The 21,562-nt window shown below is 64.9% G+C and carries 21 protein-coding genes and 3 tRNA genes; 8 read left to right on the top strand and 16 right to left on the bottom strand.

Annotation, left to right across the window (positions count from 1 at the left end; genetic code table 11):
- Nucleotides 1–9: 9 nt before the first annotated feature.
- Entirely contained in the window at nt 10–1,224 is a 1,215-nt protein-coding gene (gene fabB, locus IB232_RS08375; protein ID WP_192398061.1) for a beta-ketoacyl-ACP synthase I, read from the top strand.
- 55 nt (nt 1,225–1,279) lie between these two features.
- Here the strand turns inward: fabB and IB232_RS08370 are convergent, their stop codons facing one another.
- The 3 genes from IB232_RS08370 to IB232_RS08360 all read right to left on the bottom strand — a co-directional run bounded on the left by IB232_RS08370 (nt 1,280) and on the right by IB232_RS08360 (nt 4,556).
- A complete protein-coding gene (locus IB232_RS08370; protein WP_192398060.1) occupies nt 1,280–2,905 on the bottom strand; it encodes a methyl-accepting chemotaxis protein in 1,626 nt (541 codons plus the stop codon).
- 89 nt (nt 2,906–2,994) lie between these two features.
- Nucleotides 2,995–3,465, bottom strand: coding sequence for a DUF3859 domain-containing protein (locus IB232_RS08365; protein ID WP_192398059.1), 471 nt, complete (start codon nt 3,463–3,465; stop codon nt 2,995–2,997).
- Between the two features lie 62 nt (nt 3,466–3,527).
- Nucleotides 3,528–4,556, bottom strand: coding sequence for an amidohydrolase family protein (locus IB232_RS08360; protein WP_192398058.1), 1,029 nt, complete (start codon nt 4,554–4,556; stop codon nt 3,528–3,530).
- Nucleotides 4,557–4,667: 111 nt separating this feature from the next.
- On the opposite strand from IB232_RS08360, the gene IB232_RS08355 reads away from it, so the two are divergent.
- From IB232_RS08355 to IB232_RS23480, 4 genes are all read left to right on the top strand, one after another.
- The gene (locus tag IB232_RS08355) at nt 4,668–5,531 is read left to right on the top strand and encodes a substrate-binding periplasmic protein (RefSeq protein ID WP_192398057.1); all 864 of its coding nucleotides are present in this window, start codon (nt 4,668–4,670) and stop codon (nt 5,529–5,531) included.
- 98 nt (nt 5,532–5,629) lie between these two features.
- Nucleotides 5,630–6,040 carry an OsmC family protein gene (locus IB232_RS08350; RefSeq protein ID WP_192398708.1) on the top strand — a complete coding sequence of 137 codons (411 nt, stop codon included), beginning with the start codon at nt 5,630–5,632 and terminating at the stop codon, nt 6,038–6,040.
- Nucleotides 6,037–6,900 (top strand): pirin family protein, encoded by an 864-nt coding sequence (locus tag IB232_RS08345; protein ID WP_192398056.1) that lies wholly within the window; start codon nt 6,037–6,039, stop codon nt 6,898–6,900. The genes IB232_RS08350 and IB232_RS08345 overlap by 4 nt, the downstream gene beginning before the upstream one ends.
- A 74-nt stretch (nt 6,901–6,974) precedes the next feature.
- Nucleotides 6,975–8,237 carry an XAC2610-related protein gene (locus IB232_RS23480; RefSeq protein WP_225592221.1) on the top strand — a complete coding sequence of 421 codons (1,263 nt, stop codon included), beginning with the start codon at nt 6,975–6,977 and terminating at the stop codon, nt 8,235–8,237.
- A gap of 9 nt (nt 8,238–8,246) precedes the next feature.
- Here IB232_RS23480 and IB232_RS08335 read toward each other — a convergent pair whose 3' ends face one another.
- The 8 genes from IB232_RS08335 to IB232_RS08300 all read right to left on the bottom strand — a co-directional run bounded on the left by IB232_RS08335 (nt 8,247) and on the right by IB232_RS08300 (nt 18,572).
- Nucleotides 8,247–8,969, bottom strand: a complete 723-nt coding sequence (locus IB232_RS08335) for a dienelactone hydrolase family protein (protein ID WP_192398055.1) — start codon at nt 8,967–8,969, stop codon at nt 8,247–8,249.
- Between the two features lie 56 nt (nt 8,970–9,025).
- On the bottom strand, nt 9,026–9,505 hold the full coding sequence (locus IB232_RS08330; RefSeq protein WP_192398054.1) for a hypothetical protein: 480 nt from the start codon (nt 9,503–9,505) through the stop codon (nt 9,026–9,028).
- 35 nt (nt 9,506–9,540) lie between these two features.
- Nucleotides 9,541–10,539: a two-component system response regulator gene (locus IB232_RS08325; RefSeq protein ID WP_192398053.1), complete on the bottom strand. Its 999-nt coding sequence runs from the start codon at nt 10,537–10,539 to the stop codon at nt 9,541–9,543.
- Nucleotides 10,536–14,198 (bottom strand): PAS domain S-box protein, encoded by a 3,663-nt coding sequence (locus IB232_RS08320; protein WP_192398052.1) that lies wholly within the window; start codon nt 14,196–14,198, stop codon nt 10,536–10,538. Before IB232_RS08320 ends, IB232_RS08325 begins: the two co-directional genes overlap by 4 nt.
- 174 nt (nt 14,199–14,372) lie before the next feature.
- Nucleotides 14,373–16,277 (bottom strand): molecular chaperone HtpG, encoded by a 1,905-nt coding sequence (htpG, locus tag IB232_RS08315; RefSeq protein WP_192398051.1) that lies wholly within the window; start codon nt 16,275–16,277, stop codon nt 14,373–14,375.
- 97 nt (nt 16,278–16,374) lie between these two features.
- Nucleotides 16,375–17,625, bottom strand: coding sequence for an MFS transporter (locus tag IB232_RS08310; protein ID WP_192398050.1), 1,251 nt, complete (start codon nt 17,623–17,625; stop codon nt 16,375–16,377).
- A gap of 39 nt (nt 17,626–17,664) precedes the next feature.
- Nucleotides 17,665–18,111, bottom strand: a complete 447-nt coding sequence (locus IB232_RS08305; protein ID WP_137973326.1) for a PaaI family thioesterase — start codon at nt 18,109–18,111, stop codon at nt 17,665–17,667.
- On the bottom strand, nt 18,111–18,572 hold the full coding sequence (locus IB232_RS08300; RefSeq protein ID WP_192398049.1) for a PaaI family thioesterase: 462 nt from the start codon (nt 18,570–18,572) through the stop codon (nt 18,111–18,113). Before IB232_RS08300 ends, IB232_RS08305 begins: the two co-directional genes overlap by 1 nt.
- 35 nt (nt 18,573–18,607) lie before the next feature.
- On the opposite strand from IB232_RS08300, the gene IB232_RS08295 reads away from it, so the two are divergent.
- Both IB232_RS08295 and IB232_RS08290 read left to right on the top strand, forming a co-directional pair.
- Nucleotides 18,608–18,976, top strand: a complete 369-nt coding sequence (locus tag IB232_RS08295; protein WP_412547719.1) for a hypothetical protein — start codon at nt 18,608–18,610, stop codon at nt 18,974–18,976.
- A 123-nt stretch (nt 18,977–19,099) separates the two neighbouring features.
- Complete coding sequence (locus tag IB232_RS08290) at nt 19,100–19,390, top strand: hypothetical protein (protein ID WP_192398048.1); 291 nt, start codon at nt 19,100–19,102, stop codon at nt 19,388–19,390.
- A 48-nt stretch (nt 19,391–19,438) separates the two neighbouring features.
- Here the strand turns inward: IB232_RS08290 and IB232_RS08285 are convergent, their stop codons facing one another.
- Nucleotides 19,439–19,849, bottom strand: a complete 411-nt coding sequence (locus IB232_RS08285) for an MAPEG family protein (RefSeq protein ID WP_192398047.1) — start codon at nt 19,847–19,849, stop codon at nt 19,439–19,441.
- A gap of 425 nt (nt 19,850–20,274) precedes the next feature.
- Here IB232_RS08285 and IB232_RS08280 point away from each other — a divergent pair, with 425 nt between their 5' ends.
- Nucleotides 20,275–20,511: a hypothetical protein gene (locus tag IB232_RS08280; protein ID WP_192398046.1), complete on the top strand. Its 237-nt coding sequence runs from the start codon at nt 20,275–20,277 to the stop codon at nt 20,509–20,511.
- Between the two features lie 16 nt (nt 20,512–20,527).
- Here the strand turns inward: IB232_RS08280 and IB232_RS08275 are convergent.
- The 4 genes from IB232_RS08275 to pgsA form a co-directional block, all read right to left on the bottom strand.
- A tRNA-Leu gene (locus IB232_RS08275) sits at nt 20,528–20,614 on the bottom strand.
- A 123-nt stretch (nt 20,615–20,737) separates the two neighbouring features.
- Nucleotides 20,738–20,811: transfer RNA gene (locus IB232_RS08270), tRNA-Cys, on the bottom strand.
- A gap of 42 nt (nt 20,812–20,853) precedes the next feature.
- Nucleotides 20,854–20,929 (bottom strand) — tRNA-Gly (locus tag IB232_RS08265).
- Nucleotides 20,930–20,994: 65 nt separating this feature from the next.
- Nucleotides 20,995–21,555, bottom strand: coding sequence for a CDP-diacylglycerol--glycerol-3-phosphate 3-phosphatidyltransferase (pgsA, locus tag IB232_RS08260; protein ID WP_192398045.1), 561 nt, complete (start codon nt 21,553–21,555; stop codon nt 20,995–20,997).
- Between the last annotated feature and the right edge of the window lie 7 nt (nt 21,556–21,562).

Here is a 21,562-nt window from a genome sequence, read left to right as displayed (position 1 = left end):
GTTATCCGCATGCGTCGCGTCGTGATCACCGGTCTGGGCATCGTTTCCTGCCTGGGCAATGACAAAGACACCGTCTCCGCCAGCCTGCGTGCCGGCAAGGCGGGCATCCGTTTCAACCCGGCCTACGCCGAGATGGGTCTGCGCAGCCACGTTTCCGGCTCGATCGACCTCAACCTTGAAGAGCTGATCGACCGCAAGGTGCTGCGTTTCATGGGCGACGCCGCGGCCTACGCCTACCTGTCGATGGAAAAAGCCATCGCCGACTCCGGCCTGACCCCGGAGCAGATCTCCAACCCGCGCACCGGCCTCATCGCCGGCTCCGGCGGTGCCTCCACGCTGAACCAGATGGAAGCCATCGACACCCTGCGCGAGAAAGGCGTCAAGCGCATCGGCCCATACCGCGTCACCCGCACTATGGGCAGCACCGTGTCGGCCTGCCTGGCCACCCCCTTCCAGATCAAGGGCGTGAACTTCTCCATCTCCTCGGCCTGCGCCACCAGCGCGCACTGCATCGGCCAGGCCATGGAACAGATCCAGCTGGGCAAGCAGGACGTGGTCTTCGCCGGCGGAGGCGAGGAAGAACACTGGAGCCAGAGCTGCCTGTTCGACGCCATGGGCGCCCTCTCCACCCAGTACAACGAGACCCCCGAGAAAGCCTCGCGCGCCTACGACGCCAAACGTGACGGCTTCGTCATCGCCGGCGGCGGGGGCATGGTGGTGGTCGAGGAACTGGAGCACGCCCTCAAGCGCGGTGCCAAGATCTATGCGGAAATCGTCGGTTATGGCGCAACGAGCGACGGCTACGACATGGTCGCACCGAGCGGCGAAGGCGCCATCCGCTGCATGCAGCAGGCCCTGGCCACCGTCGATGCGCCGATTGACTACCTGAACACCCACGGCACCTCGACCCCGGTCGGCGACGTGGCGGAGATCCGCGGCGTGCGCGAAGTGTTCGGCGACAAGGCACCGGCCATCAGCTCGACCAAGAGCCTGTCCGGGCACAGTCTGGGCGCCGCTGGCGTGCAGGAAGCGATCTACTGCATGCTGATGATGGAAGGCGGCTTCATCGCCGGCTCGGCCAACATCGACGAGCTGGACACGGAGGTCGCCGACATGCCGATCCTGCGCGAAACCCGCGATGCCCAGCTCAACACCGTGATGAGCAACAGCTTCGGCTTCGGCGGCACCAACGCCACCCTGGTGCTGCAACGCTACAAGGGCTGATTGCAGCTGCCATGAAAAAACGGCGCCCTCGGGCGCCGTTTTCGTTTCAACCGGCTCAAATACGGAAACGCGCCACCAGACCATTGAGGCCGACCGCCAGACGCGACAGCTCCTGGCTGGCGGCGCTGGTCTGATTCGCGCCGGCTGAGGTCTGCAGCGACAGGTCGCGGATGTTCACCAGATTGCGATCCACCTCGCGAGCCACCTGGGCCTGTTCCTCCGAGGCGCTGGCGATCACCAGGTTACGTTCATTGATCGAGGTGATGGCCTCGGCAATTTCGTCCAGGGCGCGCCCGGCCGACTGGGCCAGGGCCAGGGTCGAGCCGGTGCGCTGGGTGCTGTTGTGCATGGCGCTGACCGCCCGCTCCGTGCCCTGCTGAATGCCACCGATCATCTGCTCGATTTCCTGAGTGCTCTGCTGGGTGCGATGGGCCAGCGCGCGCACCTCGTCGGCCACCACGGCAAAACCGCGCCCGGCCTCGCCTGCCCGCGCCGCTTCGATGGCGGCGTTGAGCGCCAGCAAATTGGTCTGCTCGGCGATGGAGCGGATCACGTCGAGCACCTGGCTGATGCTGCGCACCTGCTCGGCCAGACGACCGATCTGCGTGGAGGTCTCGGTCACATCGCCGGCCAGCTGGCCGATCGAGTCCACCGTTTGGCGCACCTGCTCGCGACCATGCTGGGCGCTGCGATCCGACTCGCGCGAGGCCTCCGAGGTGCTCACCGCATTGCGCGCCACCTCCTCCACAGCCGAGGTCATCTGGTTCACCGCGGTGGCCGCCTGTTCGATCTCGGCATTCTGCTGATGCAGGCCGCGGGTGGAACCCTCGGTCACCGCCGTCAGTTCCTCGGAGGCCGAGGCCAGCTGCCGCGAGGAGTCGGAGATGTGCTGGATGGTCTCGCGCAGGTTGCGCTGCATATTCTTCAGCGCCGTCAGCAGCTGTGCGGGCTCGTCACTGCCGTCGATGGCGAACTCGCGACTGAGATCGCCGGAGGCCACCACTTCGGCCACCTCCACCGCCTGTACCAGCGGCCGCACGATACTGCGCGTGAGCATCACGGCCAGCACCAGGGTCACCAGCGCAGCCACCAGCAGCATGCCGAGCACCATGCGCACGGCGCTGCCGTAGGCGGCGTCGCTCTCGTCGGCAGCCGTTTCGGCGCCACGCTGGTTGATGTCGATCAGCGAATCCAGGGCACTAGCCATTGCTTCGGCATGCTGACCGAGCGGGCCGTTAACCAGCGCCAGCGCATCGTCCAGCTGATCCTGGCGCGAATGCGCCATGACCCGCTCCTGCTCGCGCAGATAATTGCTCTCGGCCTGCTCGAAGGTCTGGTATGCGGCACGCTCTTGATCACTGCTGATCAGCTTCTCGTAACGCTGCTGAATCGTGAGCAGGTCGCCCTTGAGGTCCTGCAGGCGCTGCTCGTTCTGGCTCAGGCTCTGCGGGTCTCGGTCGACCATCAGGCGCAGGGTCAAGGCGCGAATACGCAGGATGTTCTGGCTCATCTCGTTGACCGACTGGATGCTCGGCAACCAGTTGTCGTTGACGTCGGCCGACTGCCGCTGCATCTCGCCCATCTGCAGCAGCGAGAACATACCGAGGATCAGCATCAGCAGCGCCAGCGAGGCAAAACCCAGTCCGGCGCGTGGGGCAATTTTCAGATTGCGAAGGAACATGGCGGCGTCCTTGGCTTGGTCCATAGACTGATAAGCCAAGCAAACAGACACCCCAAACGCCAGCGGGGCGGCGGATAGCCGCCTGACGATCAACGCACGGTGAAGCGCTGTTCCAGCAGCTTGCGGTCACCCTGGAAGACCATGAACTGCCATTCGCCCGGCACCACCTCGTGGTGCTCGGTGAACTCGAAGGCCATCACGTCCTGCGGCGCGCCGACCACCAATTTCTGCTGCAACTCGATCTTGTCCTGGCGCTTGCCGTCCGGGCCGATCAGGCCGGGGGTGAAGTACATCAGGGTCAGCGGTTTTTCGGTCTCGGCTTTGCCAGTCAGCTGATAACGCACGCCGAACTTGGTACCGAGGCGCGCCGGCACCACCTCGGTCTGCTCGATCGGCTGGTTGGCGCGACTGAGGATGCGCTCGCCCGGCTGCGGGTCCTTGATCGGCGCGCTGGCGAACACGCCGTACTCGACAGGGCCCTGCACCTGCACATCGGCCAGGGCCAGGTGGGAAAACAGGCCCAGCGACAGGGCCAGGGCAGACAGGCTGAACAGTTTCATCTCGCGCTCCTTGTGGAAAGTTGGCGCGAGGCTATGACGCGGCGGTTACAGGCTGATGACAGTCAGTCGCGCAGTTGCGCCTGGTGCTTGCGCGGCAGCACGGCAAGGAAGTTGTCTCGCGCCACCTTGTGCGCCACGTCTTCCGGCAGGGCATCGAGGAACGGCCGGAAATCGGCCATGTACTGCCCCAGATCGTCGAAACGTCCGACCACGTCGGAGCCGAGCATGAAGCGCGCCGGATAGCTGCTGACCAGCTTCACCCAGCGCGGGTCGGGCCGACCCTCGGCATCCAGCAGATAAGGCCGCAGCACGCTCCAGGACAGGTCGATATACAGGTTGGGGTATTCGCCGAGCATGCGCTGCAGGGTCGGCAGGAGGAAATCCAGCTTCTCCTGGTGACGATGGATCTCCAGGCTGGTGCCGGCATGGGCCCAGATGAAGCGTACATGCGGGTGGTTGCGCAGCGGCTCCTCGATCTCCTCCAGGTACAGCGGGTTGCGCTCGCGCTTGGAGGTGATGTTGCTGTGCACCAGTACCGGCAGGTCGTACTCGGCTGCCAGGTGATAGATGCGGGTCATGGCCTCGTTGTTGGCCCGTGGCGTGTCGCCGTAGGTCAGCGCAGTGAGGTCGTCGTGGCGGGTAAATACTTCACCCAGGCCCTGCCACAGGCCGGGGTCCAGCTCCAGCATGCGGCGGATATGCGCGTCGGAGTTCTTGTCGGCGGGATTGAAGCCGCTGAGGAAGGGGTGGAAGCGTTGGCGCTGCTCGGCTGGCAGGCGCCGCAGGGCGTCGGCCAGCAGCACATCGGTGGCGCTGTACCAGTACGCCCCGGCATCGTCGCCGGCGTAGTAGCGCGGGCGCTTGGGCTCGTCCTCGTGCCATTTCTTCGCCACCGGGATGCCGCTGATCATCGCGTGGTCGATGTTGCCGGCGGCCATGGCCTCCAGCAGCGGGGTCATGCCCTCGCTCTCCTGGAAGAAGTCGACATAGTGCAGATGGGCATCGCTGAAGCGATAGTCGCGGGCACTGGCTGGCAGGGCCAGCAGGCCGCAAAAGGCGGCGCACAACAGGCGGCGGACGGACAAAGGCATGACTCCCTGGCGTTTCGAGCAAGAGTAGACCGCCATCCCTCCCGTGCCGTTCACTGGCGAGCATGCGTGCGAAAGGCCATCATGATGCATCTCTCGTTGCGAACCCTGCGCATGTCCATCGCCCGCCTCGCCGCCCTGCTCGTCCTGTTGTTCTGCGTCACACCGCTGGCCGCCGAACCGCTGACCTATCCGCTGCATTCCAATGGCGCCGATCCCGAGGCCTATGTGGTCGAGCTGCTGCGCCAGGCCCTGGCCAAGAGCGGTGGCGACTACCAGCTGCGGCCGTCGCACCGGCCCATGGCGCAGAGCCGCGCGGAACAATCGCTGGAGCAGAACGATGGCAGCGTGCAACTGATGTGGACCATGACCACCAAGGCCCGCGAGGAAAGCCTGCTGCCGATCCGCATCCCGATCTACAAGGGCCTGATCGGCTGGCGCGTGCCCCTGGTGCGGCGCGAGGACAAGGACTGGCTGGCCAAGGTGCACAGCGCGGCGGACCTCAAACCGCTGCGCATCGGCCAGCGCGCCGACTGGCCGGACACCCGCATCCTGCGTAGCAACGGCCTGCAGGTGATCACCAGCCAGAGCTACGACAGCCTGTTCCGCATGCTCGACGCGGGCCGCTTCGATCTGTTCCCGCGCGAAGTGGTGGTGGCCTGGGACGAGCAGGCGCAAGCCGCCAAGCAAGGCCTCAACCTGGAAGTCGACGAGCACATCGTCATCCACTACCCCAGCGCCTTCTACTTCTTCACTTCGCGCGCCCGCGCCGACCTGGCCGGCCACATCGAGCGCGGCCTGGAAGCGATGATCGCTGACGGCAGCTTCGATGCCCTGTTCCAGCAGTACCACGGCGCAACCATCAAGCGCGCCGGGCTGGAGCGCCGCCAGGTAATTGAACTGGAAAACCCCGATCAGCCACCGCAGACGCCCCACCAACGCCAGGAACTCTGGTTCCGGCCGAGCACGGCCCGGTAGCGTCTGGCCCGCCGTGGCCCGCACTTGGCCGCAACCGATGCCTCGCCAGGCTGGTCTGCGCTCGCGCCCTTGGGCTAGGCTGGGCCATCCAATCTAGCCTGGGAGCCACCATGATCCGTATCAGCACCGAGTCCGGCCTGCGCCATAGCATCGAGATCGGCGAACACCTGCTGCACACCGACGTGCCCGAATCCTTCGGTGGCACCGCCTCCGGCCCTGAGCCACACGACCTGTTCGATGCCGCCCTGGGTGCCTGCAAGGCCCTGACGCTGATGCTTTATGCCAAGCAGAAGGGCCTGCCGCTGGAAAGCCTCGACGTGCAGGTACAACGCGACGACAGCGAGGAGCGCCAGGGCATCTACCGCCTCAACGTCGAACTGCAGCTGCACGGTGCGCTGGACGATGCCCAGCGCCAGCAACTGCTGCGCATCGCCGACAAGTGCCCGGTGCACAAGCTGATGACCAGCGCCGAGGTGCAGGTGACAACCCAGCTGGGCGGCGGCGCATGAGCGAGCCGCTGCTGATCCGCCCCAAGGCCGAGGACATCGCCGGGCAACCGATCCTGCGCCCGCTGCCTTCGGCCAAATGCCGCAGCGTCGGCCCTTTCGTGTTCTTCGATCACATGCTGGAAAAGGCCTATCCGGCCGGCAGCGGCATGAACATCAACCAGCACCCGCACATCGGCCTTTCCACCCTTACCTATCTGTTCGAGGGCGAACTGCAGCACAAGGACAGCCTCGGCTCGGACCAGTTGGTGCAGCCCGGTGACGTCAGCTGGATGACCGCCGGCCGCGCCGTGGCCCATGTCGAACGCACTCCGCAACACCTGTGGCAAAGCGGCTCGCGCCTGCACGGCCTGCAGGTATGGTTGGCCCTGCCGCAGGAACTGGAAGAAGGTGAACCGAGCTACAGCCACCACCCGGCCGCCAGCCTGCCGCGCAGCGAGGCGATGGGCGTGCAGATCACCCTGATCGCCGGCAGCGGCTTCTGCCTCGAATCGCCGGTGCCCATGCACTCACCCACACTCTATGCCGAGCTGAAGCTCGCGGCCGGCGCCAGTCTGCTGATTCCCGCCGAACACCGCGAACGCGCGCTGTACCTGATCGACGGCGAAACCCAGCTGGAGGGTAACGACCTGCCCCTGCGCGGCATGGCCGTGCTGCCGGAGGGCGAGGAGCTGCTGCTGACCGCCTGTGGCGAGTGCCACTTGGCCCTGATCGGCGGCGAGCCGTTGGGGCCGCGGCGCATGTACTGGAACTTCGTCGCCAGCGATGCCGCCTTGCTGGAAAAAGCCAAGCAGAACTGGGCGGCCTGGGACTGGCCGCGGGTGCCCGGCGAGACCGAGCGCATCACCCTGCCCGGCACATAATGCCGCGCCCATCACGTGCCGGACTGTCGGTCCGGCAGTAACATGGCGATCTCCGCCCGCAAAGGATTGCTGCCGTGTCCCTCGCTCTTCGCCTGTTCGCCACCGCCCTGCTGACCTCGCCGCTACTCGCCCACGCCGACCTGCCAACACTGCAACCCGAGCTCGGGCTAAAGGCCCGTGTTGAGCAGAAAGGTGAAAACTATCGGCTGCAGCAGCCGGACGGCAGCTGGATGGAGCTGCAGATTCCCGAGGCCAACGAAACCGAACCACGCTTCGAGGTCGCCGACTACGACTTCGATGGCCATGCCGATCTGGCGATCAGCGTCGCCGCCGGCATGGTCAACGAGAACTACCACCTCTATCTGTACCGCCCTTCTCTGCGCCGCTATGAGTTCCTGGCAATGCCGGAGACGCTGATCGACTGTGTCAATTGCTCGAGCTTCTTCGGGCTGGCGCGCAAGGTCGAGGAGCGTGCCCTGTACAGCAATTGCCGCAGCGGCCCGCGCTGGTACTACGACGCCTTCCGCTTCGACGCCCAGGGCCAACCGTGGCTGTACAAGACTCTGCAAGTGCAGGACGACTACAGCCCCGATTACCCCTATGTGTTCTTCCCGCTGTTCGAGAAGACCTTCGACACCCAGGGCAACGTAGTGGCCAGCCGCGCCATGAACGACGATGACCAGCCGCAGACCTGGACGGTGCCGACAGCGCGCCTTTATCTGCACCAGCAACCGAACGAGGCCAGCCGCAGCAAGGCCTATCTGATCCAGGGTGATGTGTGCGAGGTACTGGCGCGCAAGGAGCAGTGGCTGCTGATTCGCTACGCATCGAAGAAGGGCCCGCTGGAGCGCTGGATCTCGCTCGACCAGGCTTACGACTTGCACCAGCGCTACAGCGCGGCGGCACATCCGGACGGCCTGCGCCTGAGCATGAGCGACTTCTCCGATGCGTCCTCGCCGCTGTTCAACCTGGGCCTCGACGGCGACCGGCCTTTACAGCTGGAGCATGCCGAGGTGCACCTGTTGTTCACCGCCGAGAACGGCACACAGAGTAGCCATCGCCTGTATGCCGCCAACCACCAGATCGAACTCAAGCCCGGCGAAGGCTACCTGCTCGACGACAACTACATTGAGCGGCAGCACGGCCAGTTCGTCATCTACCACGCGGACGAACAGCAGCAGGATGCCTATGTGCCCTTCTTCCCCCAGCTGGCACCGGGGCGCTACCGAGTGCGCGCGGTCCTGACCGATCCGGGACTGGCCACACCGCTGTATTCGGCCGAGGAAGTGCTGATCGACTATCCGCTGGCCATCGCCAAGAAGGCCGGCGCACCCTAGCCGGTCGGATCAGGCGAAGACTTCCTCGAACAGGTCGTGCATCGCGGCGAAGGCGCGGCGCGCCACCTTGGCGTTGTACTGCATCTTGCCGGGGATGTTGGCCTGCTTGTCGGTGAAGGAGTGTGCCGCGCCGCCGTAGGTGGTCAGCTGCCAGTCGACATTGGCGGCGCTCATTTCCTCGATAAAGCCGGTCAGTTGTTCGCGTGGCACCAGCGGATCGGCGGCGCCATCCAGCACCAGCACGGCGCCACGGATATTCTGCGCATCGGCCGGGTTGGGCGTATCAAGGGTGCCGTGGAAAGACACCGCGGCCTTCACCGGCGCACCGTCGCGGGCCAGCTCTAGCGCGCAATGGCCGCCGAAGCAGAAGCCGAACACCGCCAGCCGGTTGGGGTCCAGCGCCGTGCCAGGCTGGGCCTTGAGCGTAGCGAGCGAGGCCTGCAGGCGCTGGCGCAGGATCGGCTTGCCCTTCACCGACATCATCGCCGCGGCGGCTTCATCATGGTTCTGCGGGCGTATGCCAACACCGTAGACGTCCGCCACCAGCACCACGTAGCCACGCTCGGCCACCTGGCTAGCGATCTCGATGGCGCCAGCGGATACCCCCATCCAGTTCGGCGCCAGCAGCAGGCCCGGCCTCGGCCGTGCATGCGACTCGTCGTACAGCAACTGGCCCTCGAACGGCTGGCCATCGATTTCATAGCGAAGGGTACGGTTGACGATCTGGCTCATGCTGCCTCCTCTCGGCCCGGCGGCGGGCAACTGCCGCCGCAAAGCGACAAGACTAGTCAGTCTTGAGGATTGCGCACTTCTTCGTCGGCCAGGCCCTGGATATAGGCGGCGAAGCCCGGGTCCTCGCCACGCAGCAGGTGCGGTAGGCGCTCGCGGAAATCCTCGCGGCGGCTCCATTCGCGCATGTAATCCTCCCAGGAGTGCCAGCGACGGCGCTGCTTTTCGCTCATGTCGTCTTCGTAGGCCAGCAGGTAGGCACGCTCGAACAGCGAGATCAGCATGTCGAAGATCACCCACATGCGCTCGCGCTGTTCGTCGCTGAGGTCGGGGGTAGCGGCCTGGCTGCGCAGGCGCAGATCGGGGTTGGCCAACACCACTTCGAGAAAGGCGATATAGGCATCGGATATCTGCTGCCAGATGGCCTCTTCCTCGTTCTCGCGCTCCTTGCGCTGCTCAAAGAGGAATACGCCGATGGCAAACGGCAACGCCACCACGGTGACGATGTAGGACAGCAGTTCCCAGGTGGGCAGACTCATGATGGCCTCCAGGCGGCAGAGGCCGGCATTGTGCCCTAGTCCGTTTCCGCCCAGCGCTCCTTAACTTCGAGAATCGCCGGCAGCTGGGCCAGGAACAGCTCGACCAGCTCCGGATCGAAGTGCCGGCCGCTCTCACGACGCAGGAAGTCCACCGCCTCCTGCACCGGCCAGGCCGGCTTGTAGGGGCGCACGCTGGTCAGCGCGTCGAACACGTCAGCGATGGCGACGATGCGTCCTGCCAGGGGAATCTCCTCACCCTTGAGGCCGTTGGGGTAACCGCTGCCGTCCCACTTCTCGTGGTGAGTCAGGGCGATGATGCGGGCGGTCCTGAGCAGGCCGGAGTCGTGTTCGCCGATGATCTCCGCGCCAATCTGCGCATGGCTGCGCATCACCTGCCACTCGGCATCGTCGAGTTTGCCGTTCTTCTGCAGAATGGCGTCGGGAATGCCGATCTTGCCCACGTCATGCATGGGTGCGGCGTTGAGCAGGTCGTCCGCCTCGTGCTCGCTGAAACCGGCGGCCTTGGCCAGGATATGGGTGTAGTGGCTCATGCGGATCACGTGCAGGCCGGTCTCGTTGTCCTTGTACTCGGAGGCCAGGCCCAGACGCTGGACGATCTGCAGGCGCGTCTCGTGCAGCTCGTCGACCCGCACCAGCGACAGGTGGGTGCGTACCCGAGCACGCACGATGGCCGGGCTGACCGGTTTGGTGATGTAGTCCACCGCGCCGACCTCGAAGCCCCTCGCCTCGTCCTCGACGTCGGCCAGGGCGGTGACGAAGATCACCGGGATGCCCGCCGTGGCCGGCTGGGCCTTGAGCCGGGTGCACACCTCGTGGCCGGTCATGCCCGGCATCATCACGTCGAGCAGGATCAGCGCCGGGCTCTCGCGCTCGGCCAGCTCCAGTGCCTTGTCGCCGTCCTTGGCGAACAGCAGGCGATAGTCATCCTGCAGGATCTGCCGCAGCACCTGCAGGTTGGTCGGCTCGTCATCCACCAGCAACAGCTTGGGGCGAGCATCGGCGGGTCTGATCATTGCGGCATGTCTCCACGGCCGAGCAGCTCGGCCAGCAGCGCGTCGGCGCGCTCGAAGTCGAAATCGTTGATGGCGCCTTCCAGGGCCTGGGCCTGATGGGCCGGCAATGCGGCGCTCAGGCGCTGTAATGCATCCTCGGCCAGCTCGCCGTGCTGCAGGGCCGCGCGGGCGTGCTCGACCAGTTCGGCCAGCTCAGCCGCCGGCATCGCTGCCGTACCGCCCTCTTCCACTTTAGCCGGCGCCGGCAGTTCGACCGGCAGGGCGGCGAGCGCAGCCTGCAGCGCCGCCAGCAACTCATCCACCGAGGCCGGGATGGCGCCCTTGAGGGCGTGCTCCAGCTGCCCGGCCAGGCGACTGGCACGCAGCAGCGCCAGGTTGCCGGCAGCGCCGCGCAGGCGATGCACCAGTTCGATGGCCGCCTCCCGCCGGTTGTCCTGCAATAGACGCGCGACTTCGGCGCAACTGCCCGCATGCTCGTCGAGGAAGCGGCGGATCGCAGCGGCCATGGCCTGCTGACTGCCCCACAGATGAATGCCGCGTGGCCAGTCGATAGCCAGGTCAGCCGGCACGTCCAGCGCGGCGGACTGCTCGGCGGCCGGCGCCAGGCCGATCACGCGTGCGATCTCGGCCAGCAGCTTGTCCATCTCCAGTGGCTTGGAGGCGAAGCCGTCCATGCCCGCCTCGCGCGCGGCGCGGCGATCCTGCTCAAGCACGCTGGCGGTCAGGGCGATGATCGGCGTGGCACGCAGGCCGTGATCCTGCTCGTGACGGCGGATGCGCCGGGTGGCCTCCAGACCGTCCATGCGCGGCATCTGCACATCCATCAGCAGCACGTCGAAGCGCCCCCCGACGAAGGCGGCCAGGGCCTGCTCGCCGTCGCCGGCGGTAGTCACCTGATGGCCCAGGGCACCCAGAGTCAGGCTGAGCAGCTCGATGTTCTGCGCCACGTCGTCCGCGGCCAGGATATTCAACGTCGGCAAAAGTCGCGCGCCGCCGCTACGTTCGCCCAGCTGCTCCACGCCGGCCTGCAGCGGCAACTGCACATGGAACACGCTGCCCGCCCCCAGGCGGCTCTCCACCGTGATGCTGCCGCCCATCAGTTCGGTCAGCTGGCGGGCGATGGTGGTGCCCAGGCCGGTGCCGCCAAAGCGCCGGCTCATGGAGGCATCGGCCTGGGCGAAGGGATCGAAGATGTGTTGCAGGCGGTCCTCGGCGATGCCGATGCCGCTGTCGCGCACGGCGAAGTGCACCTGCCCCGGCACGCCGCTGACTTCCAGGCGTACCCAGCCGGTCTCGGTGAACTTCACCGCGTTGCCCACCAGGTTGGTCAGTACCTGCTGGATTCGCAGCGGGTCGCCCTTGAAGTAGTCTCCCAGGCTCTCCTGGTAGTCCAGGCACAGGCTCAGGCCCTTGGCTTCCGCGCCCAGACGCAGGGAGTCGCAGACCTGCGCGCACAGCTCGCGCAGGGACAGGTCGCGACTCTCCAGTTCCACCGCACCGCGCTCCAGCTTGGCGGTGTCGAGGATGTCGTTGAGCAGGCCGAGCAGCGAGCGCGCGGCCTGGCGTACAGTGCCCAGGTGGCGGCGCTGCTGTTCGTTGAGCACGCTGTCCAGCAGCAGCTCGGTGAAGCCGATGACGGCGTTCATCGGCGTGCGGATCTCGTGGCTCATGTTGGCCAGGAAAGTGGTCTTGGCCGCCGCCGCCAGCTCGGCCACTTCCTTGGCGTCGCGCAGGGCCTCTTCCATTTCGCGGCGCTGACTGAGGTCGGTGGCGAACTTGATGACCTTGAACGGCTTGCCGTCGGCGTCGAAGATCGGGTTGTAGGACGCCTGGATCCACACCTCGCGCCCACCCTTGGCCAGACGCCGGTACTCGCCGGCCTCCAGCTCGCCACGCCCAAGCTGCGCCCAGAAGTCGGCGTATTCCTGGCTCTCGACATAGTCCGGGGCGCAGAACATGCGGTGATGCCGGCCCTGGATTTCCTCCAGGCGGTAGCCCATCAGGTCGAGGAAATTCTGGTTGGCGTCGAGGATATTGCCCTGCAGGTCGAACTCGATCACCAGCAGCGCCCGGCGGATGGCGGTCACCGTACTCTCGAACTCGGCGTTGCGCAGCTTGCTATCGGTGATGTCGAGCAGCACGCCGTCGATCCACTTCGGCTCGCCGTGCTCATCGAGCACCGCGCTGCCGCTTTCCCAGATCCAGTGCTCGACGCCCTGGCGGTCATACAAGCGGTATTCGACCGTGTAGTTGCGCCCCTGGCCGACGGCCGCCAGCACCTCCTCCGCCACACGCTGGAAATCCTCGGGGTGGTACAGGCTGCTGATCGACTTGCGCTGGCTCATGAAGTCGTCCGCGGTCCAGCCGGTCAGCTTCTCCACCGCGTCGCTGATGAACAGCATGGTCCAGTCTTCGTCCAGCAGGCAGCGGAACGACACGCCGGGAATATTGCCGATCAGCGAGCGGTACTGCTGTTCGCTCTCGCGCAGGGCCTGCTCCATGCTCTTGCGCGCGCTGATATCGCTGACGAAGCCGACATACAGGGTCTTGCCCGGCAGGTTGACCAGGCCGATGGCCAGGCGGATCGGCAGCAAGCTGCCATCCTTGCAGAGCGCCTCGACTTCGCGGCTGCCGCCGATGACTTCGCTCCTTCCTTCGCGCATCAGCCGGGGCAGATAGTCCAGGACACCCTTGTGGTAGCTCTCGGGAATCACCGTGTTGATGTGCCGCCCGATCAGTTCGCCCTTGCTCCAGCCGTACAGGCGCTCGGCCGCCGGGTTGGTGCCCTCGATCAGCCCCTGTTCGTCGATGATGACGATGCCGTCCACCGCGGTTTCCAGGATCGCGCGCAGGCGCGACTCGCTCCCCTGCATCTGCCGGAACAGCTGGCGGTAGCGCAACAGGCCATTGGTGGCGGCGACGAACACGGTCAAGGTCACCGTGATCAGGGCCACGGCCAGGGCGATGTAGACGCTGTCCGCGTTGCTCTGCTGATCCAGCGGCTCGGCAACACCGATGAAGCGCGCCGCCGCCATGCCGGTGTAGTGCATGCCGGCGATGGCCAGTCCCATGACCACGCCGCTGGCCATGATTGCCTTGCCCGACGACAGGCGCCCGCGCAGGCCGAAGCGGACCCACAGGGCGAGAATCGCCAGGACCACCGCGACTAGGATGGACAGCGCGAACCAGTAAGGGTCGTAGCGCAGCAATGGCGCCATCTGCATGGCCGCCATGCCGCTGTAGTGCATGGCGCCGATACCGGCGCCCACCAGTACTCCACTGCTGACCAGCTGGACGCGGCTGATCGTGCGGCGCACCAGCAACTGCAGGGCCACCCAGGAGGCGCCCAGGCTCGGCAGCAGCGACAGCAGTGTGAGGCCGGGGGCGTAGTCGACCCGGGCGCAGAGCTGGAATGCCAGCATGCCGATGAAATGCATCGCCCAGACGCCACCGCCCAGGGCCAGCGAACCGGTGACCAGCGCCACCTGGCGATACAGGCGGTTGTCGCTGAGGCGCGCCATGCCTGCCACCTGCAGGGCCATGCCCGACGTGAACATGGCGATGGCCAGCGATAGCCCCACCAGCCAGGGATTGTGGCTGCCATACAGAAGCAGGCTGGGATCGGCGTCGAGCAGGAAAAGGCTGGTCAGATACGACATGCGGGGCGGCAACGGCAAGTTAGGCAGGCAGAAGCATATCGGCGCTGGGCCGCAGCTCTTTAGATGGCCATTAAATAGCCACCATCACCCAAGCTCCAGCGCTTTCTACTGCCTCCCGCCGGATGGCAGGCATGAAAAAGCCCGCCGAAGCGGGCTTTTCGTCACCACTGCGAATCAGGCGGAAAGCTCGACCAGCAGCTTGTTCAGGCGCTGCACATAGGCGGCCGGGTCCTTCAGGCTGTCGCCGGCGGCCAGGGCGGCCTGGTCGAAGAGGATGTGCGACAGGTCGGCGAAACGGTCTTCGTCGGCCTCGCCATCCAGCTTCTCGATCAGCGGGTGCTGCGGGTTGATCTCGAAGATCGGCTTAGCGTCCGGCACTTTCTGCCCGCTGGCCTCGAGGATCTGCCGCATCTGCAGGCCCAGGTCCTGTTCGCCGATGGCGAGGATCGCCGGCGAGTCGGTCAGGCGATGCGACACGCGCACCTCGGCGACCTGCTCGCCCAGCGCGCCCTTGAGGCGCTCCAGCAACCCTTCCTTGGCCTTGGCCACTTCTTCCTGGGCCTTCTTGTCCTCTTCCGAGTCCAGCTTGCCCAAATCCAGGTCGCCACGCGCCACGTCGACGAAGTGCTTGCCGTCAAACTCGGTCAGGTAGCTCATCAGCCACTCGTCGATGCGATCGGTGAGCAGCAGTACCTCGATGCCTTTCTTGCGGAAGACCTCCAGGTGCGGGCTGTTCTTGATCTGCGCGAAGGTCTCGCCGGTGAGGAAATAGATCTTGTCCTGGCCTTCCTTCATGCGCCCGATGTACTCGGCCAGGCCCACGGTCTGCTCGCCGTCGTCGCCCTGAGTGGAGGCGAAGCGCAGCAGGCCGGCGATCTTCTCCTTGTTGGCGAAGTCTTCCGCCGGACCTTCCTTGAGAACCTGGCCGAAGGCTTTCCAGAACTGCTTGTACTGCTCGGGCTCGTTCTTCGCCAGCTTCTCCAGCATGTCCAGCACGCGCTTGGTCAGCGCCGACTTCATCGAGTCGATCACCGGGTCCTTCTGCAGGATCTCGCGGGAGACGTTCAGCGACAGGTCGTTGGAGTCGACCACGCCCTTGATGAAGCGCAGGTACAGCGGCAGGAACTCGTCGGCCTGGTCCATGATGAATACGCGCTGCACATACAGCTTCAGGCCCTTCGGCGCTTCACGCTGATACAGGTCGAACGGCGCGCGGCCCGGCACGTAGAGCAGCGAGGTGTATTCCAGCTTGCCCTCAACCTTGTTGTGGCTCCAGCTCAGCGGGTTCTCGAAGTCATGGGCGACGTGCTTGTAGAACTCCTGATACTCCTCGTCCTTGACCTCGGTGCGGGCGCGGGTCCACAGCGCGCTGGCGCGGTTGACGGTCTCCCACTCGGGCTCGGCCGGCTTGTCTTTCTCCTCGCCGTGAAATTCCTTGGGCAGTTCGATCGGCAGGGCGATGTGGTCAGAGTACTTCTTGACCACGTTGCGCAGGCGCCAGCCGTCGGCGAACTCTTCTTCGCCACTCTTCAAGTGCAGGACGATACGGGTGCCGCGCTCGGCCTTGTCGATGGTGGCGACCTCGAAGTCGCCCTCACCCTTCGACGACCAGTGCACGCCTTCGCTGGCCGGGCTGCCGGCACGACGGGTGAATACGTCGACCTGGTCGGCGACGATAAAGGCCGAATAGAAGCCCACGCCGAACTGACCGATCAGGTGCGAGTCCTTCTTCTGGTCACCGGTGAGGTTCTTCATGAAGTCGGCGGTGCCGGACTTGGCGATGGTGCCGAGGTGCGCGATCACTTCCTCGCGGCTCATGCCGATGCCGTTGTCTTCGAGGGTGACGGTCTTGGCGTCCTTGTCGAAGCTGAGTCGGATCTTCAGCTCGGCGCCGCCTTCCAGCAGCTCCGGCTTGGCCAGCGCCTCGAAGCGCAGCTTGTCGGCAGCGTCGGAGGCGTTGGAGATCAGCTCACGGAGGAAGATTTCCTTGTTGGAATACAAGGAATGGATCATCAAGTGAAGCAGTTGCTTCACTTCGGTCTGGAAGCCCAGGGTTTCTTTTTGAGTTTCCACACTCATGGTCGTCGAACTCCACATGCATGACAGGCCGCACCATTGCGGCGGATGTCATACAGATGGGGAGTTCGTGAGGGATTTCAAGGGGCTAGGTTTACAACTACGGCTCAAGCAATTCGATTTTGCCGATCTCGTCCGGCTTGAAACTGAAGCTGGCCTGGCCACCGCCTCCGCCCAGCTGCTGGCTCAGGCGAATGCTGCCGTCGCCGTCCACGCCGACGAAGCGCCCTTCCACCGTACCGCCAGCGGCCTTGCTCACGCGCATGCTGAGGTTGCGGTACTGCTCCGGATTGCGTTGCAACCGCGGCAGGGAGAAACGCTGGCGACGATCCAGCGCCGGCCGGCCGGTCTGCGCCACCTCAGGTTCGGCCTCGGGCGCCGGCTTGGCCGGCTCGGCGGCACGCGGCTCGGCCAGCGCCGGGTAATGATCGCCCTGCACCTGCCAGCCACGGGCGCCCTTCTCCAGCACCAGCTCCAGGTTCTGCGCCTCGCCATTGACCCGCGCCTGCACCGCCAGCGGAATAACGCTGGCCGGGAAGGTCACCTCCGGCAACTCGGCCAGTTGTACCAGGCGAGTGGCGAAGCGGCGTTGCAGGTAATCGTCGATCACCTTGGCCAGGGTCTCGCGCGAGTCGAACTGGGCGTCCAGGCGGCCGTCCTTGTAGCGCAGGCGATCGGAAAATAGCTCCAAATTGCCGCTCAGGCTGGTCTTGAATGCCGGCGGTAGAACCAGGTGGAAGTCGCCCTGCAGCTTGTTGGGCGGCAGCGCCTGCAGGTCCAGGTGGAGGGTGTAGCCCTTGCTCAGGCGGCGGGCCTCGGGCAGGTCCTGCTCAGGCAACAGCCAGCTGATCTCCACTTCCGGCAGCCGGCCGGCATCTTCCGGCAGCACATCCAGCTTGATCGGCGCCTTCTGCGCCTGCGGCAGGCGAATGGTCACCTCGCGGCGGGCGAAGAAGTCCTCGCCTTCGCGCAGGCTCAGCACGCCATCGATCAACTCGGCGTACTGCGGGTTGAACGGCTGGCCGTCAAGCTCGCCGTGCAGGCGGATCGCCAGTTCGGCCGGGGCCTTGGGTTGCTCCTTGAGCCAGCGCAGGCTGAGGATCGCTTCCAGGCGCGCCGCGTCCTGGCTGGCCATCAGCACCATGCCCACCACCAGCGGGATCACCCCCAGCGCCACCAGGCCGACGGCCTTGCGCGCGGTACGCCAGTGGCGCAGCACATAGATCAGGGTGATCGGCGGGATCAGGCTGCCCCAGCCCCACAGCAGGCTGGTGGAGAAGGCTCGCATCACCAGCCAGACCAGGCCGGCGAGAATCAGCAGCAGGCCGCCGAGGATCAACAGCGCATCCATTCGGTATTCCTTGTTGTTATGCGATGACCCGCCGCGCCCTCAGGGTTCGTCGACCTTGAAGTGCGCACGGGCCGTGGCGATGGGTTCGCTCTGGCTGGTCTGCCAGGCCGTGATGGCGACGTTGGCCACCCGCCGGCCCTGACGCCAGACCTGGCACTGGGCGTAGGTGTCACGATAATGACCGGCGCGCAGGTAATCTATCGAGAAGTCGATGATTTTCGGCAAATGTGGAATACCCATGAACATCAGCAAATGGAGCATGGCGGCATGTTCCATGAAGCCAGCGATCACTCCGCCGTGTAGCGCCGGCAGGGTCGGGTTGCCGATGTTGTCCTTGTTCGCCGGCAAGCGGAACACCATGTCGTCGCCCAGGCGCAGACACTCGATGCCGATCAGCTTGGCGTAGGGAATCAGGCTGAGCAGCGCGTCGTAGTCGTTCTTCTCGTGCGCCTGGCGCACCAGGGTATTCAGATTGAGCGCGGTCATCAGGCACCTCCCTTGGCGCCGGCCTTGAGATCGGTCGGCTTGCCCATGCGCATGAAGGCACCGACCACATGAGCGATCGGCTCGTCAGGGTTGTCCTGGTAGGCATAACCACGGGTGAAGATGACGTTCTCGGTGACCCGGTAGCATTCGGCGAAGCCGTAGACGTCCTTGTGCGGCGCGGCCGGGCGCATGTAGTCGATGCGCAGGTCGAGGGTTGGGCAGATCTCGAATTCCGGCAGCACGCAGACGGTGGAGATGCCGCAGGTGGTGTCCATCAGCGTGGTGATGGCACCGCCGTGGATCACGCCGGACTCTGGGTTGCCGATGATCTGCGTGCTGTACGGCAGGCGCAGGGTCAGTCCCTCAGGCTTGGCCTGATGCACGCTCAGGCCCAGGACCTGGCAGTGGCGCAGGGCCGACAGGAAGCGCTGGGCGCGCTCAAGAACAGGGTTATCACTCATCGTCGGTACCTCGTGGCGATGCGGAAAAGCCACGCATGATAGCGTCGCTGCCGGCCGCGGTAAAAAACAGTCTGAACCATCGCCAACGGCTGCGCCTCGAAGCAGTGATGGCCTTCATCCACGAGGAGAAACAGCTCATGCAGAAATCACTCGCCTATGCGCTCATGCTCGCCGCCACGCTCGGTCTCGCCGCCTGCGACAAACCGTCGGAGGACAAGGCCGAAGAGGCCCGCGAAGCCCAGTCTGAAGCCCAGGAGTCGATGAACGACGCCGCCGAGCATAGCAACGACGCCGCCCGCGCGGCGGAAGAGGCAGCGCAGGAACGCGCCGAGGAAAACAACGAGGCCGCTCCGACACAGCCCACCATTCCTGCTCCGCCGCCCGCTGGCCAGCAACAGCAATAACGCTTGCCCGATGCCTGCGGCTCGCCCGCAGGCATCGGTGCGCCAGGAACTTAGGCGCGCCGCTCCGCTCCAAGCGATACGGATGCAGTACTACAGCATCCGCATCGACAAGGAGATCCAACCGTGCAAAAGCCCCTCACCTATGCCCTGCTTCTTGCCCTGGCCCTCGGCCTGAGCGCCTGCGAGAAGACGCCAGAAGACAAGATGGAATCCGCCAAGGAAAACGTGTCCGAAGCCATGGAGTCGCTCGGTGATGCCGCCGAAGACACTGGCGAGGCCATGGAGAAGAAGGTCGACCAGGCCACCGGCCATGAGCCCACCACCGGCGAGAAGCTACAGGAAGCCGCTGATGACGCGGGCGAAGCCATCCAGGATGCCGGTGACGAGGCCAAGGACGCCGTCGACGGTCAGTAAGCTCTCCAGCGTTTCAGCACAAGGCCCGCAATGCGGGCCTTGTTCGTTTCAGGGCATCACCAGCAGCCAGCGTATCGCCGGGCTGAGCATCAGCAACAGGCAGCAGACCAGGCCGACGGTCCAGACCATGGAGCGCTGCCAGGCCAGATCGCGCCAGTAGAACAACAGATAGAGCACGCGGGTAACGATGAACAGGATCGCCAGCAGGTCCACCCACCAACCGAACACCTCGGTGGTATGGGCCATCAGCACCCCGGCGGCGAACAGCGGGAACATCTCGATGCTATTGAGATGCGCCGCATACGCGCGGGCCCCCAGGCCAGTGAGACGCGCCTGCTGGGCCCGTGGGTTGTGATTGTCGTAACCGCCGGACTCGGCGTTCATTGCCCGAGCGACGGGCAGCTTGGCAGCGTAGATCAGCAAAGCAGCGATAAAGACACACCAGAACGGAATGCTCATTCTTCTCTCCTTCGGCCACGTGGCCGCACATCAGCTGTAGCATACGGCGGCGCCGTTCTGTTTGGAGCCGCTTGGCTTGGCGCGGGTTGCACCTAAATTGCAGAGCCACACCAAGCAATCACACTCAGGGTTTTCAACCGAGCTTTTCCCTTCACATTCTTTTCACATCGAGAGGCACAGAGTGGCGTCGTGATACTCCATGAATGCCATTTCTAACCCGGCCTAGCGCCGGGTTTCTTTTGCCTGGCAAACGTCCAGCGGCGCGCCAGCCGGGGTGACCGCCCCAAAGCCCCTCCTCCTTGCCCGACAGCAGATTGCTGGAATCATCGACGCCAACGGCGAGTCAGTAGTGCATCCGGGCGCATAAATCTGGCCATCGCTGGACGCGGCGTGCCCGTTCACGGCAAACCCTTGCGAGGTGAACCATGGCAATCGATCAGGAACTTGAGCAAGAAATACTGACCCGCCTGCTACACGCCGGGCCTGGCGGCCTGGGCAAGGAGATTCTCGACAACTATCGCGGCGAGCGCGTGGTCGCCGAGGCCCTTGTCGAGCTACAGGCGCGCGGGCTGATTCAGGACAGGAAAGCGGAAGCGGACTGGAGCGATCCCTTCAAACTGACCGCGGCGGGAGCCGAAGCAGCTCGGCAGCATGAAAGCTGAGGTGTCCAGGAAAAGATGGTGCCCGAAGCCGGACTCGAACCGGCATGCCATTGCTGGCGAGGGATTTTAAGTCCCCTGCGTCTACCGATTTCGCCATTCGGGCGGTAGCACTGTGAAGCGAGGGCTGGACTATATACAGCCCACGCCAGCCCGGCAAGATTGTAGAACTGCCGGTACTGCAAAGAAAAAGCCCCGTAGATCAATGATCTACGGGGCTTTTCTATAGTGGAGGCCGATACCGGAATCGAACCGATGTACGCGGATTTGCAATCCGCTGCATAACCACTCTGCTAATCGGCCTCAAACGAAGACGCCGCAAAAGCGGCGTCAACGTCAACAAATTGGAGCGGGAAACGAGACTCGAACTCGCGACCCCGACCTTGGCAAGGTCGTGCTCTACCAACTGAGCTATTCCCGCGTCTTGGTGACGGGCGCAATTCTATAGATTCGAAACGCCGCGTCAACCCCTTGATTCAAAAAACTTTATTTCTTTTCGGCATCAATGCTGAGGTGCGGCCAGGCGGCCAGCAGGTACTGCAGCATGGACCACAGGGTCAGGCCGGCCGCGATTATCAACAGCACATAGCCACCGCCGACCCAGATGGTCAGCTGCGGCGGGTTACCCAGCAGGATCACCAGCGCCACCATCTGCGCCGCCGTCTTCCATTTACCCAGGTTGGATACGGCCACATGGGCGCGCGCGCCCAGCTCGGCCATCCATTCGCGCAGTGCCGATACGACGATCTCGCGACCGATGATGATCACCGCCGGCAGGGTCAGCCATAGATTGGCGTGCTCCTCCACCAGCAACACCAGGGCCACCGCCACCATCAGCTTGTCGGCCACCGGATCGAGGAAGGCGCCGAATGGAGTGCTCTGCTCCCAGCGACGGGCCAGGTAGCCGTCGAACCAGTCGGTCACTGCCGCCAGGGCGAATACCGCGCTGGCCGCCCAGTAGCTCCAGGCGAACGGCAGATAGAAAAACAGGATAAAGACCGGAATCAGGGCGACGCGCAGTACGGTGAGCAGGTTCGGGATGTTCATCGGGACC

Origin of the sequence: Pseudomonas sp. PDM15, assembly GCF_014851565.1 — a bacterium.
Lineage (GTDB): Bacteria > Pseudomonadota > Gammaproteobacteria > Pseudomonadales > Pseudomonadaceae > Aquipseudomonas.
Note: the sequence above shows the minus strand (reverse complement) of the source record. Positions and strands in the feature narration are given on the sequence as shown.